Raw genomic sequence first — 17,845 nt, 5'->3', positions numbered from 1 at the left:
ACTACACGGACCCGAGCGGGGTGCCAAATCGAGCACCCCGCTCGGCGTGTTCAGCCCTGCGGGGCGCTGCTGCCCTCCGCGGCGATGGCGGCCTCGATGGCCTCCTGCAGCTGCTTGTCGGCCTCGGCCGCCGCGACCAGGTCGTTGTCGGCGTACGCCTGCTCGCGAGCCCGGAGTGCCTTGTCGGCGTCGGAGAGGGCCTGCTGCACGTCGGGGTCCGTGCTGCCCGCGGACGAACCACCCGTGGCGCCACCCGTCGCACCGCCGGTGGAGCTGCCACCGGTCGAGCTGCCACCGGTCGACGCGTCCGACCCGGTGTCCGCCGAGTCCGAACCGGATGCGGCACCGGAGTCACCCGCGGCCGCCCCGGAGTTGCCGCCGAAGAGCTCGTCGAGTGCCTGGTCGAGGGTGTCCTCGAACGCGATCTTGTCGCCGAAGGCCACCAGGACCTTCTGCAGCAGCGGGTACGAACCACTCGAGGTGGACTGCACGTACACCGGCTGGACGTACAGGAAGCCACCGCCCACCGGCAGGGTCAGCAGGTTGCCCTGCTTCACCGTGCTGTTCCCGCGCTTCAGGATGTTGAGCTCCTGCGACACGGTCGGGTCCGAGTTGAACAGGTTCTGCACCTGGGACGGCCCGGGGATGCTGTCGGTCTTCGGGATCGTCAGCAGCGTCAGCTTGCCGTAGCCCTTGCCCTTCTTGCCCTTGCCCGCCCCACTGGCGTCCGACCCGACGGCCAGGTAGCCGGTCAGGACGTTCCGGGCGTTCGACGACGAGTTCTGCTTCGGGATGTACGTGCTGTAGAGCGAGTACGCCGTGCCGGAGCCGGGGACCTTCATCGTCAGGTAGTACGGGTCCTGCTGATCCGGGTTCGTCGCGGTGGTCTGCGTCCCGAGCGCGTTCGTCGTGGTCGTGTTCGTCCCCGAGCCGGAGCCGGCCGAGTCGGAGTCACCCGCGCTCGTCGACGTCGAGGTCGGGTCGACCGGGGTCGTCCACGCGTCGTCGCCCGAGTAGAACGAGTTGGCGTTGGTGACGTGGTAGGTGCCGAGGATGCTGCGCTGGACCTTGAAGAGGTCCGTCGGGTAGCGGACGTGGGACAGCAGGTCGGCGCTCATCGAGGAGACCGGCTGCAGCGACGTCGGGAAGATCTTCTGCCAGGTCTTCAGCACCGGATCAGTGGTGTCCCAGGCGTAGAGCGTGACCTTGCCCGTGTACGCGTCGACCGTGGCCTTGACCGAGTTCCGGATGTAGTTCACCTGGTCGGTGCGGAAGCTGCCGGTGTCGGTGCCGTTGATGCTGTCCGTCATGCTCTGGCTCTGCGAGTACGGGTACGCGTTGCTCGTGGTGTACCCGTCGACGACCCACTGGATGCGGTTGTCGACGATCGCCGGGTAGGCGTCCTTGTCGAGCTTCAGGTAGGGCGCGACCTTGCCGACGCGCTGCACCGGGTCACGGTCGTAGAGGATCTGCGAGTCCGCGTTCACGGCGTTCGAGAGCAGGATCTGCTCGGACTGGAACTTGGCTGCGTAGACCAGACGGTTGAAGAAGTTGCCGATCGTCGGACCACCGTCGGCCGCGTAGGTCGTGGTCGCGTTGCCGTCGTTGTCGTCCGATCCGGACGGGTAGTCCAGCTCGACGTCCTTGGTGCCCTTCGGCGCCCCGACGATCGAGTACGCGGGCGAGTTCTCACCGAAGTACACGCGCGGCTGGTACTTGCCGAGGTCGCCGCCGGCGGGGACGCCCGACTCGATGAAGACCGGCTTGCCGTCGCTGGCACGCTGGTTGCCGTACGCCGCGACGACGCCGTAGCCGTGGGTGTAGACGAACGTGCGGTTGTACTGCGTCGCCGACGAGCCGAGCCCGTCGAGGTCGATGTCACGAACGGCCAGGACGGTGTCCTCGGTCTTCCCGTCGACCTGGTAGCGGTCGACGTCCAGCTGGTCCGGGAACTGGTAGTACTGCCGGTACTGCTGCAGCTGGCTGTAGGTGTCCGCGACGATCTTCGGGTCGATGATGCGGATGTTCGCGGTGGTCTGAGCGTCTTCCGACAGCGCACCCGACGTCGCCGTGGTGGTCGCGTCGTAGTCGCGTTCCTTGACGCCCGCGACGTCGTAGGCGTCCCTGGTGGCGTCGATGTTCCGTTGGATGAACGCCGACTCGAACGACCGCTCACTCGGTGCGACCTGGAGGCGCTGGACGATCCACGGGTAGATGCCGCCGATGACGATCGCCGCGACCAGGAGCAGGCCCGTGCCGACGATCGAGATGCGCCAGCGGCCGATGACCGCCGTCACGATGAACAGGATCGCCACGATCGCGGCGATGCCGGCCATGATCTCGCGACCCGGGATGGTCGCGTTCACCTCGGTGTACTGCGCACCGGTGATCAGCGAGTTGTCCTTGGTCAACGCGGCGTACTGGTCGAGCCACAGGCTGGCTGCCTGCAGGGCGATGTAGACGCCTGCCGTGACCGCGAGTTGGACACGGGCGGCACGCGAGATCCGGACCTCGCGGCCACCGAAGCGGAGCGCCCCGTACAGGTACGTGGCGGCCAGGGCGGCGAGCCCGGCGATCAGGACGACCGCGGACGAGTACGCCACGACGGCACGCCAGAACGGCAGCTCGAAGACGTAGAAGCCGATGTCGAGACCGAACTGCGGGTCCGTCTTGCCGAAGGGCGTGCGGTTGAAGTACTCCAGCACCATGCTCCAGCGCGGGGCCGTCGCGAGACCGGCGAAGACGCCGAGCACCGCGGGGATGCCGAGCATGACGACGCGGCGCAGCGGTTCGATGACCTGCTGGTAGCGGTCGAGCTGCGAGTTGAGCTTCGCGTAGACCGGACGGAACCGGAAGGCGAGCGTGATGCTCAGCCACACCGGGACCGCCATGCCCAGGAACCCGGCGACGAACATCGCCGTCCCGGCGAGCCACCTGGTGGTCAGGACCCGCTCGAACCCGAGCTGCGTGAACCACGCGTAGTCGGTGTAGAGGCTGGCGAAGATGAAGAAGCCGATCACCAGTGCGGCCAGCACGATGATCGTGACCACGATCGGGACTCGCGGCGAGCGCCGTCCCGCGGTGGTCGAGGGGTTCGTCACTTGTTGTGCTCCAGACGTGTCGGACCGGCGGCGCCGGCAGGCCGAGCCGTCAGTGCTGACGATCCTATTCGCCCCGGCCGACAGTGAACCTGTGCCGCGTCTCAGGAAGTCGCCACGTTCCTCCCGTCCGGCCGGGAGGCCCGTCCCCCGTCCGACCGGACGTTCAGGTCGTGCAGCGCTCCAGACCGGCGGTGCTGCGGCCGGCGGCGATCGTCTGCAGGTCGGTGACCGCCTGGTCGAGGGTGGAGACGGCGTAGACGTCGAGGCCCGCCGGCACGTGTCCGACGACCTCGTCGCAGTTCGTCTTCGGCGCGAGGAACACGGTGGCGCCGGCCGCTTCGGCCCCGTAGAGCTTCTGGCGGATCCCGCCGATGGGCCCGACCTCGCCGTCGGCCGTGATCGTGCCGGTGCCCGCCACGTGTCGGCCGCCGTTGAGCTTGCCCGGCGTGATCTCGTCGATGATCCCGAGCGCGAACATCATGCCGGCCGAGGGGCCGCCGACATCCTGGAGCCTGATGTCGACGTCGAAGGGGAAGTCGTAGTGCTCGACGACCCCGACGCCGATCAGGGCCGTGCCCTGCTCGGAGCGGGGCGTCAGCGAGAGCTCGCGGGTCGCGCCGTCACGCTCGACCGTGACCGTCGCGGGCGACGAGGTGCCGTGCTCCGCGACGAGCTCGCGGAGCACCGTCGCGTCGGCGTTGGTGCGGAGGGACTTCCCGTCGAAGGCGGTCACGACGTCGCCGGTGCGGACCACGCCCTGGGCCGCGGAGCCGTCCTGGATGCTGCCGACCTCGAGCTCGGTCGGGATCCGGTACCCCTGGTGGATCAGGGCGGCGGCCACGGCGGACTGCTGGGAGTTCGTCATGTCGGCGGCGTCCTGCTTGTTGACCTGGTCGGTCGAGGTACCGGGCGGGTAGATCGCGCTGGCCGGCACGACCGCCTGCGACTTCGTGAACAGGGCCCGGACGACGCTGGTCCACGAGGGCCGCTCGGTCGCGGTGCCCTGCACGCTCACCGTGAGCATGTCGAGCGCGCCGGAGGTCGGGTACGTGCGGTGTCCGTCGACCTGGATCAGTTCGACGTCCTTCGCGTCCTTGCCGGTCCCCTGCCGCTGGGTGCCGATCGTGTTGAACACCGGGCCGGGCATCTCGATGACGTACGGGCTCGGCAGCACGCTCGCGACCAGACCCAGCACGACGGCTCCGGCGACGAAGACCCACCCGACCGTCCGCGATCGCGAACGACGACGGGGAGCGGGGGCGAAGAGGGTCACGCAGGGTCCTTCCGGAGGCTGTTCGCCCACGGCGCAGCCGTCCGGGCGGATGCCCGGGCCGGTCCCAGGTCCGGGCCCGCGGGCAGCGGTTAGCGTAGTCGGCATGCCTGATGAACCGCAGCCGGGGCCGGACGACGACTTCCAGGAGATGCTCCGCAAGCTCCTGTCCGGCGAGGGGCAGATCGACCCGTCGCAGCTCGCCGGTGCCGCCGGCCTGCCGAACGACCCCGCCGCCGTCGCCGAACTGATGAGCCAACTCCAGCGTGCCGCGCAGACCGGGTCGGACGGCATCGACTTCACGGTGACGGCCGACCGCGCCGCCGCCATCGCACGGGAGGGCGCCGAGCCGCTCGACCCCGCGACCGCCCAGGTGTCGGCTCAGGCGTTCCAGGTCGCCGCCCTCTGGCTCGACGAGGTCACCACGGTGGCGGAACTGACCGCCACACCGAGCGTCTACACCCGCGAGCAGTGGGCGAAGGCGACGGCCCCGGTGTGGTCGCAGATCGCCGAACCCGTCGCATCGAGCATCGCGACCGCCCTCACCGAGGCCATCGACCAGCGCGCGCCGGAGGAGCTCAAGGCGATGCTCGGCGACGTCTCGAAGGCGATGCGCGGTGTCGGTGGAGCCCTCTTCGCGATCCAGCTCGGCCAGGTGGTCGGACAGCTCGCGAAAGAGGTCGTGTCCGGCGGCGACGTCGGCGTGCCGCTGCTCGACGAACAGGTCGCCGCCCTGGTGCCGCAGAACGTCGCCGAGTTCGCCGACGGGCTCGACGTCCCGGTCGACGAGGTCCGCATCTACCTGGCGGTGCGCGAGCTCGCACACGCCCGGCTGTTCCGCTCGGCCCGCTGGCTCCGCCTGCACATCATCTCGTCGATCACCGAGTACGCGAAGGGCGTCCACATCCCGTTCGACCGGGTCGAGGAATCGCTCTCCGGCATCGACCCGACCGACCAGGAGCAGCTGCGTGACGCGCTGGCCTCCGGAGCGCTCATCCCGCCGCGGACGCCCGAGCAGGACGCCGCCCTCGCCCGGCTCGAGACGATGCTCGCCCTGGTCGAGGGCTGGGTCGACACCGTCACCGCCGCCGCCACCGCGCGTCTCCCCCGCGCCGGTGCGATCGCCGAGATGGTCCGGCGCCGCCGTGCCGCGGGTGGTCCCGCAGAGTCGGCGTTCGCCACGCTGGTCGGCCTGGAGCTCCGCCCCCGCCGACTGCGCGAGGCCGCCGCGATGTGGCAGCGCGTGACCGACGAGCTCGGCGCCGACCAGCGCGACGCGCTCTGGGCCGCGTTCGACCTGGTGCCCGGCTCGGACGACATCGACGCTCCGGAGTCGCTCGTCGCCCGACTGCGGGACCCGTCGCAGTCCGCCGAGGACGACGCGTTCGACCGTGCGCTCGAGGACCTGTTGAACGATGCGACGGACGACCGTCCACACGAGGACGAGGCGGGCGGGATCGACGAGACCGGCGAGGACGGCAGCGCCGGTGGCCCGGCTGACGGCCCGACCGGCGGCCCCATCGGCGGCCCGCAGCAGCAGTAGTCGTCCCGGACGGGAGGCGCATCCCGCCTCCCGTCCACACCCGGCGGTCCGCCGGGGGTTCTCCACAGATCCCGCTGCCCGCCGCCCGCCGGAGTCCGTGGTGCGCCAGCGTTGACGACATGGGCATCCGCATCGATCCGTCGCTCGAGTTCGTGTGGCGCGACCCGTGCACCGTGCAGCTCGGGGTCGACCCGCCACGCGCCGTGGTGCCGGTCCCGACCACGGCCGAGGAACGGTTCCTCTGCGCGCTGCGACGCGAGACCGCCCGTGACGTGATGGCGGGGCTCGCTCGGAGCGTCGGGTGCGCACCGGCCGCCGCCGCACGCGTCCTGGGTGACGCTGCCGCCGCGGTCGTCGACATGCTGCCGGAACCCCTCGCCCGGGTCGAGGTCGCCGGGGCCGGTCCCCTCGCGGACGAACTCGACCGGATGCTCACCGGGGACGGTGTGACCGTCGTCCGGACCCTCACACCGCGGGGCGGGCCGGTGCCCGAGCCCGACCCGCCTCCGGCGCTGGCGGTCCTCGTCGCCGACCACGTCACTGATCCGACGGTCCGCGCGGCCTGGACCCGGCGCTCGGTGCCGCACCTGCCGGTCGTGGTCGGGGACGGCCGGGTGCGCGTCGGGCCGTTCCTGGTGCCGGGAGCCGGCCCGTGCCTCCAGTGCGTGGAGCTCGAGCGCACCGATGCGGACCCCGCGTGGCCGGCGATCGCGGCGCAGGTGTGGGGGCGACCGGCGGCGGCGCTGTCACCGTGGCGCGCGGCGACCGTCGCGGCGACGGTGACCCGTTCGGTCCTCGACCGACTCCCCCTGGTGGTGCAGCGGCCGGACGCCGAGCAGCTGGTGTTCGACCGGACCGACCTGTCGGTCACGCGCCGGTGGGTCGCTCCGCATCCGCGGTGTGCGTGCCGATCGTTGCCAGGAACCGACTCGCCACCCGGGGTCCGCCCCGTGACGAGCCCTGCGCCGACCACGTCATGGTCAGGGAACGACGAGCACGGGTGATGCCGACGTAGAACAGCCGACGCTCTTCGTCGATGCCGTCGTCGGTGGTCGCGTACGAGATGGGCAGCAACCCCTCGGCGACGCCGGCGAGCACCACGTGCGGCCACTCCAGGCCCTTCGACGAGTGCAGCGTCGCGAGCGTGACGGCGTCGAGCTCCGGCTCGTGGTGGGTTGCCGCGCGGTCGACCAGGTCGGCGGTGAACTGCTGCATGGTCGTGCCGGCGGGCGCTGCCTCGGCGAGCTGCATGATCGCCTGCAGGGCCTCCCACTGCTCACGGACCGCTCCGGTGCCCTCGGGCGCGGTGCGGGTCCAGCCGCTGATCTGCAGGACGAGCTCCACACGTCGCAGCAGCTCGTCGTCGGTCTGCCGGACCGCCTCGCCGCGCATGTGGTGCACCGCGAGCTTGACCTCCGGCCGGTCGAAGAAGCGCTTGCCGCCCTGCACCCGGTACGGGATCCCGTTGCGGGCGAGCGCCGACTCGATCGCGGCGGACTGTGCGCCGACGCGGAACAGCACCGCACAGTCGCCGTACGCGGCACCGCCGGTCACCAGTTCGGCGATCCGGCGGGCGATGGTCGCGGCCTCGTCACCGTCGTGCACGCAGGGCAGCACGACCGGGTCGGGTCCGGGCGTGGTCTCCTGCGCGACGAGGTCCAGCGCTCCCGGCTGCCCGCGCATCAGGGCGTTCGCGGCGTGCACGACCTCCCGAGTGGACCGGTAGTTCCGCTCGAGCCGGAGGACGGACGCGCGCGGGAACTCCGACCCGAAACCGAGCAGGTAGCGGCTCGACGCTCCCGTGAACGAGTAGATCGTCTGGCTGGCGTCCCCGACGACGCACAGGTCGTCCCGACCGCCGAGCCAGGCCCGGAGCAGGTCGTGCTGCACGGGCGAGACGTCCTGGTACTCGTCCACCACGAAGACCCGGTACTGCTGCCGGACGTAGGACGCCACCCGGGGCTCGGACTCCACCATGCCGAGGGTCAGCAGGAGCACGTCCTCGAAGTCCATCTGTCGGCGGTCGTCCTTGAGCCGCTCGTAGGCGCGCATCAGGTCGACGACCCGCGACGGCGAGGTGTCCCGTGGCATGGTGCGCTCGGGTGCGGCCGCCTCGTACTCGTCGTAGGTGAGCCGCTGCACCTTCCGCCACTCGACCTCGCCGGCCAGGTCCCGCAGGGTCGGGGTGTCGACCCGCAGGCCGATCGTGTCGGCCGCGTGCGCGATCACCCGGCCCTTCGACTCCACCAGGCCGGGGGCGTGGCCGCCGACGGTGTCCGGCCAGAAGTACCCGAGCTGCGACATCGCCGCCGCGTGGAACGTCCGGGCCTGCACGGCTCCGGCGCCCAGGGCACGCAGCCGGGAGCGCAGCTCACCGGCCGCGCGGGTGGTGAAGGTCAGGGCCAGGACGTGGTTCGGCGAGTAGGTGCCGGTCGCGACGCCGTAGGCGATCCGGTGGGTGATCGCCCGGGTCTTGCCCGTGCCGGCGCCGGCCAGGACCGCGACCGGCCCGAGGAGCGTCCGGGCGACGGTGCGCTGCTCCGCGTCGAGCGCGGCGAGCAGGGCGTCCGGCGACGGGGTCGTCGGGTCGGCGGGACCGGCTGCGAGGGTCACGGCAGGTCGAGCGGCCCGCCGTACCACTCCTCGATGATCACGCGGGCGATGGAGGTCCGGCCGGGCAGCAGGACGGTCTTCCCGGCCTGGTCGCGGATCTCGTCCCGCGAGAACCAGCGGACGTCGATGATCTCCACCCCGTCGGGGCGGGCGGTGGACGGGTCGCCGTCGACCGCCCGGGCACGGAACCCGACCATCAGCGACGCGGGGAACGGCCACGGCTGCGAGCCGAGGTACTCGGGCTCCTCGATGGTGACGCCGGCCTCTTCGAAGACCTCGCGGCGGACGGCGTCCTCGAGGGACTCCCCCGGCTCGACGAACCCGGCGAGCAACGAGTACCGGTTCGCGTCCCAGGCGGCGTTCGAGCCGAGCAGGATCCGGTCCTGCCCGTCGGTGATCCCGACGATGATCGCGGCATCGGTGCGGGGGAAGTGCTGGTGGCCCTCGGGGTCGCGGCGGACCCAGCCGCCCACGGTGGACTCGGTCGGCGAACCGGTTCGCGGCGAGAACCCGTGCACGGCGTGCCAGTTCGCCATCGCGACGGCCTCGACCGCCAGGCCCTGGTCGCGGGCGGAGAGTTCGGTGCCGAACATGCGGAGGTTCTCCCACGCGTCGGTGTCCGGTTCGATCCGGGCGGCCGCCGCGTCGTCGACGAGCGCCGCGACGAAGCGGGTGCCCGCCGGGGCGTCCGGGGCGTCGCTGACCGCACGACCGAGGTAGAGCAGGGTGGCGTCGTCCGGCACCTGGTCGGCGTCGACGAACCGCAGCGTGCCGTCGGCGTTCCGCAGCATCGCGCCGCCGTGGACGGGCAGGAAGCGGGTGGTCGGGTCGGCGCGCAGCACCCGCTCGAGGTCGGGCGTGGAACGGTGCTCCGCGTCGCGGTCGAGCTCGTTGCGGGCGAGCGGCAGCCGGGCGGCGAACTCCACGGTCACACGGATCTCCTGGTGGTCGACACGTCCCGGGTCAGCGTGGCGCGCACCGATCGGATGCGCCGCGGACCTACCCTGTTGGGCATGGCGGGATCGCAGTTCACTCTAGCCGCGTTGGCGACCACGGCCGTGCCCGGACTGGTCCTGACCGGCACACGCACGCTCGGCTCGGTGGCCGGTGGCGACTACGAGTCGGCCGTCGTCCGCGACGTCGACGGACGGTCCTCGGCGATCCGCCGGCCCCGGAACCAGCGGGCGGAAGCGCGTCAGTCCGCCGACCTCGTCGCGATCCGCGCCCTGAGCGCCGGGATCCGCACGCGCCTCCCGTTCGCCGTCCCGGAGTACCGCGGCCAGGCACCCATCGGGTCGACCCGAGCCATCCTGACCTCCTACGTCGAGGGCGAGCACCCCGCGCTCCGTGACCTGACCGACCGGCCCGAGCTCGCCACCAGCGTCGGCCGGGCGATCGCCGCACTGCACGTCCTGCCGACGAGCTTCGTCACCGACGCCGGCCTGCCGTCCCTCACCCCCTTCGAGGTGCTGCGGTCCGCGGTGTCCGTGATGGACCGGGCCGTCGCGACGAAGCTGGTGCCGGACGCGCTCCGGGAACGCTGGGAGGGCGCCGCCCGCGACCAGCAGCTGTGGCAGTTCACGCCCACGGTCGTGCACGGGTCGCTCGGCCTCGACTCGATCCTGGTCCGCGGCGACGACGTCACCGGGGTCCTCGGCTGGGGCGAGCTGCGTCTCGGCGACCCGGCGAAGGACCTGGCGTGGGTGCTCGCCGGACGCCGTGAGGCGTTCGACACCGTCCTCAGCGCCTACACCGCCGGTGGCGGCGGCCGTGACCGGCAGCTCGGGCAGCGTGCACGCGTGCACCACGAACTCGAGACGGCGCAGTGGCTGCTGCACGGTGTGCAGGTCAAGAGCACCGAGGTCGTCGACGACGCCGTCGCGATGATGCACCGCCTCGCCGAGGCCGTGCACGCCCCGTCCGCCGCGCCGCTGCAGGCGGTGTCGCCGGAGACGATGGAGATCGGCGAGGTCGAGCAGCTGCTCTCGTCCACCGAGCGCCGCCACAGCTGACGCGGCGGGCACAGGCCCGGCCCGCGGGACGGCCGGGAGGCCCGACCAGCGTCAGCCGATCGCCTCGCGCCAGGCGCGCTCCAGTCCGGCACGATCGAGCAGCGACGACGGTCGGACCTCGAGGTCGTCGGCGACGAAGTAGAACACCGCGTCGACGTCCTCGATCGGCCGACCGGTGAACTCCGCGTACGCGACGCGGTACAGCGCGAGCTGCAACTGCCGGCGGTCCAGGTCGTCCGCACCGCTCGGGGCCTTGCCGGTCTTCCAGTCGACGACCTCGATGCGTCCGTCGATCTCGTAGACGGCGTCGAGCTTGCAGACGACGCTGTGCCCGAGGAACGGGATGTGGATCTCGCGCTCGACCTCGACCGGGGTCAGCCCCGCCCACCGTGAGCGGGCGAAGGTGTCCTGGAAGTCGGCCAGCCGTCGGGCGTCGTCGTCGCTCACCGGGACCTCACCAGCGGAGGCCGGACCGCCTGCGGTCGTCTCATCCGGATCGGCGTCGAGTTCGCCGTCCCACGCGTCGAACCCGCCGTCCCATCCGCCGAGCGCCGCCGGCGCCCCACCCCGTGCGCGCTGCTCGACCCACTGGTGGAACAGGGTGCCGAGGCGCGTCGCGCGGTACGGCCGCTCGGGCATCGGCCGACGCAGCCGCTCGGCCACCCGGTCCGGTTCGCCGAGGTAGTCCTTGAAGCCGGACGCCGGTACCCGGTGCGGGACGACGACCTGGTGCGCGGCCGACCGGGAGGCCCGGCGTTCCGCCAGCAGCAGCTCGATGTCCGCGGCGTAGCGACCGGCGGCACCGGGGTTCGCGTTCCGGACCCGGTCGGCGGCGGCGAGCACACGGGGCCCGCGGGAGCCGAAGGGCACGTGCGGCCACGTCTGCGACGCGCCCTGGTCCCCGAGCGGGTTCGTCTCGTGCGCGGTGCCGTCCGGGATGCGGCCCGCGTCGAGCACTCCGGCGTCGACCAGGTCGTGCAGGTACCGGCTCGGTGCGGTCGGCTTCACGCCGGTCGACCACGACGACCCGCTGACGAGCAGCTCGTGCTTCGCCCGGGTCAGCGCGACGTAGGTGAGGCGGCGTTCCTCGTCCTCGTTCCGGGCCTTGACCTCGTCCTTGAAGGCGTCGATCGCGTCGACCACGTCCTTCTGGGTCTCCTGCCCGCGCCAGTGCAGGCGGGGCAGTTCGTCGGCGTCGCCGCGGAACTCGTACGGCAGCCGACCGAAGCCGAGCCAGCCGGTCGAGCCCTCCTGTGGCCGGGCCGGCAGTCCGCCCTCGACCATGCGGGGCACGGCGACGGCGTCCCACTCGAGCCCCTTCGACCCGTGGATGGTGAGGATCTGGACGGTGCCGCCCTCGGGTTCCTCGGACCGCGGCCCCATGTCGTCGCGACGGGCGGCGGCGTCGATCCACCCGAGGAACGCCCCGAGGTCGGCCCGGTCGTCGGTCTGCACGAAGCCGCTGAGCTCGTCGACGAAGGCGTCGAGGTACGCCGAGCCGCCCTGCTCGTGCGCGGTGACCTCGATGTCCAGCCGCATCTCCTGCACGACGAGCGTGACGAAGTCGACCAGGTCGCCGCCGGCACGGGCTCGCAACGAGGACAGCTGCGCCCCGAGGGCCCGCATGCGCTCCCGTCCGGCCGGGCTGATGTCGGCGAGCGCGGAGTGGTCGTCCGGTGCGGTCGTGACGAAGTCGAGGGCGTCGACGACGGACCCGTGCTCCCCCGCCGCGACCGATGCCCGGAACGCCGCCGTGACCTCGTCGTCGAGCCGTCGGTGCGTGTGGTCGCGGCCGAACAGCCAGCGGGCCAGGCCGTGCAACGCGACGATGTCCGCTGCCCCGATCCGCCACCGGGCACCGGCGAGCAACCGGATGAGGTCGTTGCCCGCGGCCGGGTCGTGCAGCACGCGGAGGCACGCCACCAGGTCGACGATCTCCGGTCGCTGCAGCAGTCCGCCGGTCCCGAGCACGTGGTACGGCACGGCCCGGACCCCGAGCGCCGCCGTGAAGGCGGACAGGTCCTTCCGGGCACGGAGCAGCAGCGCCATCGACCCGCCGGGGTTCCGCGTCCGGTGGTCCGCGAACCAGGCGGCCACCGCGTCGGCCTCTTCGGGCAGGGTCTCCGGGAACACCGCGCTGACCGTGCCGCGATCGGCGCCGGGCCGCGGTGCGAGGCGTTCCACCTGGACCTCGGACGCGCTCGAGAGCGGCTCGACGACGGCGTTCGCGGCGGCGAGCACGTCGACCGGGTTCCGCCAGCTGGTCGACAGGGCGTAGGTGACGACCGGGTCGCCCGAGGCGTCCCCGAAGTCGGCGGGGAAGCGCGCGAGGTTCGCGGCACTCGCGCCGCGGAAGCCGTAGATGGACTGGTGCGGGTCCCCGACCGCCATCACCGGGTGGTCCCGGAACAGCCGTGCCAGGAACCGGGTCTGCACGACCGAGGTGTCCTGGTACTCGTCGAGCAGCACCACGGCGAACCGCGAGCGCAGGTCGGCGGCCACCCGCGGAGCAGCGTCGGCGGCGGCGAGCGCCAGGGCGATCTGGTCGGAGAACTCGACGAACCCGCGGTCGACCTTCTGGCGGCGGAACTCCTCGACCAGGTCGGCGAGCGGCTCCAGGGACCCGACCGCGGCGACGGCGTCCGTGACGGCCCGGTAGGGCGTGCCGCGGCTCGAGCCGGGCAGCTCGAGCAGCTCCCCGAAGTCGATCGAGAAGCGGCGGAGGTCGGCCGGGTCGACGAGGTGCTCGGACGCCGCCCCGGCGAGCGCGACGACCGCGGCGGTGATCGTGTCGACGTTGCGGTCGAGGCCCACCAGCCGGTCGTCACGCGCGCTGACGACGACCCGTCGGGCGAGCTGCCACGCGGAGGGTTCGGTGAGCACCTGGGATTCGCCGTCCCGCCCGACGAGCAGGGCGTTCTCACGGAAGACGGCGTTCGCGAAGGCGTTGTAGGTGGACACGGTCGGGGCGAGGAAGGCGTCCCCGGCCTCGATGAGCCCGGCGTCCTCGAGCGCACCGATCCGGTCGTTGATGCGGACGCCGAGCTCCCCGGCGGCCTTCCGGGTGAAGGTCAGCCCGAGCACCTGGTCAGGCTGCACGAACCCGTTCGCGAGCAGCCAGACGACGCGGGAGGCCATCGTCTCGGTCTTCCCACTGCCGGCACCCGCGACGACGAGGGCCGGGGCGAGCGGCGACTCGATCACGGCGCGCTGCTGCTCGGTCGGCCGGGGCTTGCCGAGGGCGTCGGCGATCTCGTCGGCCCCGTACCGGCGGCGGGCCGGGCGCGCATCCGGCACCGCGCCTCCGGTCGGTGCGGACGCGGGGGCCGCAGCCGAGGACGCTGCGACGGACGCAGCCGTCTCGTCCACCGTGGTCTCGTCGCTCACCAGGTGACCTCCCCCACCACGTGGATCCGGCACTCGGTGCCGGTGCGTGCCCGGTCGCAGTGGTCGTCGACGTTGGCCAGGAACGTCCGTCCCGCCATGCCGCGTGCCACGGTGTGCAGGCGTTCCCGGTAGGCCTCGCGTGACTCCGGGTCGAGGGCCCGCTGCGTCCGCTCGGAGTACGCGTGCGCGCCCTTCGGGTTCTGCACGAAGACGAGGCGGGCGTCCGTGGTCTCCGCTCCCTCCGGCACACCTTCGACCGCCCCGTCGGCGACGGCGAGCTGGTAGGCAGCGAGCTGCGGGTGTCCGGGCATGTCGTTCTTCTCACTCGGCATGGACCGGCCGGTCTTCAGGTCGACGATGCTGATCCGGCCGTCGGGGTCGACCTCGATGCGGTCGATGCTCCCGCGGACCCGGGCCGGCCCGGTCACGAGCGCGAACGAGGCCTCGGCCCCGAGCACCCGTCGACCCGCGCTGGCGAAGGTGCGCAGGTAGTCGCTGAGGCCCTCGATCATCCGTCGGGTGCGCGCGCGCTCGCGGTCCGCGACCCACGGCGACTCGAAGACCAGCTCGTCCCAGCGTTCCTCGACCCGGTGCCACAGCGATTCCACGTCGACGTCGGTCGCGTGTTCCATGGCCTCGTGCACGATCGTGCCGATGCCCATCGCCGGGCTCGGCGCACCGCCGCCGAACGTCTGCGCGAACCAGTGCACCGGGCACTCCTCGAAGGTGCCGATCCGGGAGGGCGACACCGCCACCGTCGGCGGGACCGGCTCGTCACCGTCCTCGGGCACCACCGATTCGGCAGCCAGGTCGACGAGGGGCGCGTCCGTCGTCGGTTCGACGATGCCGTACCAGTCGTCGGGGGCCGCGCCGGGCACGTCCTCGGCCGCGAGCCGGGCCAGCGCTGAGGCTGCCTCATGGTCCCCGGTCGCCACCACCCGGCGGCGGAGTGACCCGGCGAGCCCGCGCAACGACAGCGGGTGCGCCGACGGTTGCCGGTCCGGCGGCACCGGCACCAGCCGCACGAAGGGCGAGGGTGACTCGTCGTCGTTCGCGACCGTGGCGATGACGACCTGCGTCGTCGCGCGGGACGCCGCCCGCGCGAACAGGCGGAGTTCGTCGCCGATCACCGCGGCGCGGTCGTCCGTCGGCGAGTGCGGGATCCCCGCCGCCGCCCGCACCAGCCCGTCGGGGTCGAGCAGGCTGCCGCGGACGCGGGTGTTCGGCCAGACGCCGTCCTGGAGGCCCGTCACCACCACGACGTCGCACTCCAGTCCGACGGTGGCCGAGGGGGTCAGCACGCGGACCCGTCCGGCGGTCCGGTCCGGCCCGATGGAGTCCTCCGGCAGGTCCGCACCGAGGAGGTCGTCGACGAACACCCGGGCGGGGGCGTCCGGAGTCCGCTCGACGAAGCGCTTGGCGGCGGTGAACAGCCCGACGACCGCGTCGAGGTGCCGGTCCGCCTCGGCCGCGCCGACCCCGCCGGCGACGGACTGCGACCGCCACACACCGGCCAGACCGCTGCGTTCCCAGAGGCCCCAGAGGATCTCCTCGATGCTCGCACCCGACTCGGCGTCCTGCCGTGCGGTCACGAAGCTCGTCGCGAGCCGCATCGCACGTCGGGCGAAGGCGGCGTCGATCGTGGCCAGGCGTTCCGGGGCGCCCAGCGCGTCGACGAGCAGTTCGTCGGCCGTGCGGGTCCCGCCACCGGCCAGCTCCTCACGGCGGAGCGCCAGGCGGAGCCGACGGATCGCCAGGGTGTCGAGCCCTCCCAGCGGCCCGGTCGCGAAGGACGTCGCCAGGTCGGCGTCGAGCGGCACGACCCCGAGCGCGACGGCGGCGGCGTCGACCAGCGTCCGGGACGCCGTGTCGTCATGCGGACGGGTCGGCGCGGCGCCGGCCGTGGCGGGGACCTCCGCCACCGAGAGCGCCCGGACCAGTTCGGGGATCGCCGCACCGCTGCGGGTGACGACGACCATCCGGTGCCACGGGACGCCGTCGAGCAGCCGGTGTTCGCGGAGGCGTCTCGCCACCGCGGCCACCATCGCTGAACGGCTGGGTGCTTCGAGGTGCAGGACCGCGTCGGAGCGGCCACGGGCCTCCCGGGCGAGGGCTGCACGCTGGCGACCGGCGGCGGCCGTGCCGATGCGCCCGGTGATGCCGGTGACCAGCGCGCGGACCGGCGCGGCGTGCCGGTGCACGGTGCCGAGCACGATCTCCTGCACGTGCGCGACCCCGAGGCGCGGGCCGAGCCGGCCGAGCACGTCGGGCACGCCGCCGCGGAACGCGGAGGCGGCGATGTCGGGGTCGCCGAACGCCACCACCTGCACACCGGAGCGGGCCAGGGCGCCGAGCAACGCGATCTCGCCCTCGACGAGTTCCTGCACGTCGTCGACGACCACCAGGCGCAGTGCGGCGACGGCCGGTGGCAGTTCGCCGCGGAGCACGGCTGCGGTGGCGAAGGCGACGAGTTCGGCAGCGTCGAGGCTCGTCGACCGGAACGCCGTGACGGCCGCCCGGTACTCGTCCACGAAGTCGCCAGCGGCGCTCCACTCGGGGTGTCCGGTGTCGTCGCCGAGCTCCCGCATGTCGTCGGGTTCGATGCCGGCGGCGACCGCCCGCATCATGAGGTCGCGGAGCGCGGTCCGGAAGCCCGCACGCTCGCGGACCACCTCGGTGATCGGTGCCGGCCAGTCCGGACCCGTGCCGTCGAGTTCGTGACCGTCCAGGAGGTCCGCGATGATCCGGTCCTGTTCACCGCCGGTCAGGAGGGTCGGTGCGTCCTGCCCCTGTGCGGCCGCCGCGTGCGCGACCACCTGGAAGGCGAGGGAGTTGACCGTGCGGGCCAGGGCGCCCGGCGTGACCCGGTCCACCGCGGCGGCCAGACGGTCACGGAGCGCGGTCGCGGCGACGCGCGCCGACGTGAGCGCGAGGACGGTCGCGTGCCCTGCCGGGTCGACGGCACCGGGGCGGGTGTACCGATCGGCCACCAGTCGGGTCAACGTGCTCGTCTTGCCGGTCCCCGGGGCGCCGATGACCGCCGCGTGCACCCCGTCGGGCAGGGTCAGCACGGCCTGCTGCGCCGGGTCGTCGACCAGTGCGCGCGCGACCGAGCCGAGGTCCGGCGCGGGCATCAGGGTGGTCGGTGGCACGCTCGTACGGTACCCACCGCGGCCGACATCGCGGGCCGCCCGCGCCGGGCTGTGGATGCCCTCGTCGGCCCGCGGCGAACGCCTCGTGCGCCCGCGGCGAACGCTCGGGGCCGGCCGGTGGCGCTCGACTAGGGTGAGGTCGTGGACATCAAGATCGGCATCATCAACAGCCCCCGCGAGATCGGTTTCGAGACGGCACAGACCGCCGACGAGATCGAGACCGCCGTGTCGGACGCCCTCGCAGCCAAGGCGACGCACATCTCCCTCAAGGACGACAAGGGCCGCCGTTTCATCGTGCCGGTCGCATCGCTCGCGTACGTCGAGGTGGGCTCGGAAGAGTCCCGCCGCATCGGCTTCTTCGCCTGACGCTCCCCGCATGGAGCTCCTCTTCGCCGTCCTCGGCGGGATCCTCCTGGGGGCGGTCGCCCACGTCGTCGTGCCCTGGCGCACGACCCGCGGGGTGCTGATCGGCCCCGTGGTCGGCGGCATCGTCGCGGCCGTCCTGTGGGAGGTCCTGACCTGGGCCGGTTGGTCGTACGGCGGGACGTGGATCTGGGTCGTCGCCCTGGTGGGTGCCGGCGTCGTCGCGCTCGTCGTCGAGGTCGTGTTCGGCCGTCGTCGCAGCGCAGCCGACGAGGCGCACTACGAGCGGATGGTCAAGCAGGGGGCCTGAGGCACTCCTGCGTCGACCTGTCGCGGCGCTGGCAGATCGCTGTGTCGACCTGTTGCGGCGCTGGCGGATCGCTGTGGTGGGGCCGGACCGCTGC

10 protein-coding genes and 1 pseudogene are annotated in these 17,845 nt (G+C 72.7%); 5 read left to right on the top strand and 6 right to left on the bottom strand.

Annotated elements, in window-relative coordinates:
* Positions 1–50 precede the first annotated feature (50 nt).
* Both DEJ24_RS10935 and DEJ24_RS10930 read right to left on the bottom strand, forming a co-directional pair.
* A complete protein-coding gene (locus tag DEJ24_RS10935; RefSeq protein ID WP_258374795.1) occupies positions 51–3,101 on the bottom strand; it encodes a UPF0182 family protein in 3,051 nt (1,016 codons plus the stop codon).
* Between the two features lie 163 nt (positions 3,102–3,264).
* Positions 3,265–4,374 carry a PDZ domain-containing protein gene (locus DEJ24_RS10930; RefSeq protein WP_258374634.1) on the bottom strand — a complete coding sequence of 370 codons (1,110 nt, stop codon included), beginning with the start codon at positions 4,372–4,374 and terminating at the stop codon, positions 3,265–3,267.
* Positions 4,375–4,477: 103 nt separating this feature from the next.
* Between DEJ24_RS10930 and DEJ24_RS10925 the strand changes: the two genes are divergently transcribed.
* Positions 4,478–5,914, top strand: a complete 1,437-nt coding sequence (locus DEJ24_RS10925; protein WP_111078656.1) for a zinc-dependent metalloprotease — start codon at positions 4,478–4,480, stop codon at positions 5,912–5,914.
* A 119-nt stretch (positions 5,915–6,033) separates the two neighbouring features.
* Positions 6,034–6,831: pseudogene (locus DEJ24_RS17320) on the top strand (TOMM precursor leader peptide-binding protein); the annotation flags it as partial.
* Here the strand turns inward: DEJ24_RS17320 and DEJ24_RS10915 are convergent.
* Together DEJ24_RS10915 and nudC are read right to left on the bottom strand one after the other, a co-directional pair.
* A complete protein-coding gene (locus tag DEJ24_RS10915; protein ID WP_181436587.1) occupies positions 6,782–8,527 on the bottom strand; it encodes an ATP-dependent helicase in 1,746 nt (581 codons plus the stop codon). The pseudogene DEJ24_RS17320 and the gene DEJ24_RS10915 overlap by 50 nt on opposite strands.
* Complete coding sequence (nudC, locus tag DEJ24_RS10910; protein ID WP_111078655.1) at positions 8,524–9,459, bottom strand: NAD(+) diphosphatase; 936 nt, start codon at positions 9,457–9,459, stop codon at positions 8,524–8,526. The genes DEJ24_RS10915 and nudC overlap by 4 nt, the downstream gene beginning before the upstream one ends.
* 81 nt (positions 9,460–9,540) lie before the next feature.
* On the opposite strand from nudC, the gene DEJ24_RS10905 reads away from it, so the two are divergent.
* A complete protein-coding gene (locus DEJ24_RS10905) occupies positions 9,541–10,539 on the top strand; it encodes a phosphotransferase (protein ID WP_110903384.1) in 999 nt (332 codons plus the stop codon).
* Positions 10,540–10,590: 51 nt separating this feature from the next.
* Here the strand turns inward: DEJ24_RS10905 and DEJ24_RS10900 are convergent, their stop codons facing one another.
* Both DEJ24_RS10900 and DEJ24_RS10895 read right to left on the bottom strand, forming a co-directional pair.
* Entirely contained in the window at positions 10,591–13,836 is a 3,246-nt protein-coding gene (locus DEJ24_RS10900; RefSeq protein WP_375334704.1) for an ATP-dependent DNA helicase, read from the bottom strand.
* 86 nt (positions 13,837–13,922) lie between these two features.
* Positions 13,923–17,078, bottom strand: a complete 3,156-nt coding sequence (locus DEJ24_RS10895) for a UrvD/REP family ATP-dependent DNA helicase (protein ID WP_146245975.1) — start codon at positions 17,076–17,078, stop codon at positions 13,923–13,925.
* A gap of 141 nt (positions 17,079–17,219) precedes the next feature.
* Between DEJ24_RS10895 and DEJ24_RS10890 the strand changes: the two genes are divergently transcribed.
* Together DEJ24_RS10890 and DEJ24_RS10885 are read left to right on the top strand one after the other, a co-directional pair.
* Positions 17,220–17,444 carry a DUF3107 domain-containing protein gene (locus tag DEJ24_RS10890; protein WP_110903262.1) on the top strand — a complete coding sequence of 75 codons (225 nt, stop codon included), beginning with the start codon at positions 17,220–17,222 and terminating at the stop codon, positions 17,442–17,444.
* Between the two features lie 10 nt (positions 17,445–17,454).
* Complete coding sequence (locus tag DEJ24_RS10885) at positions 17,455–17,751, top strand: hypothetical protein (RefSeq protein WP_110903263.1); 297 nt, start codon at positions 17,455–17,457, stop codon at positions 17,749–17,751.
* Positions 17,752–17,845 lie beyond the last annotated feature (94 nt).

The sequence above is a fragment of the Curtobacterium sp. MCPF17_001 genome (assembly GCF_003234615.1).
Lineage (GTDB): Bacteria > Actinomycetota > Actinomycetes > Actinomycetales > Microbacteriaceae > Curtobacterium.
This window is presented reverse-complemented; position numbering and strand designations above follow the sequence as displayed.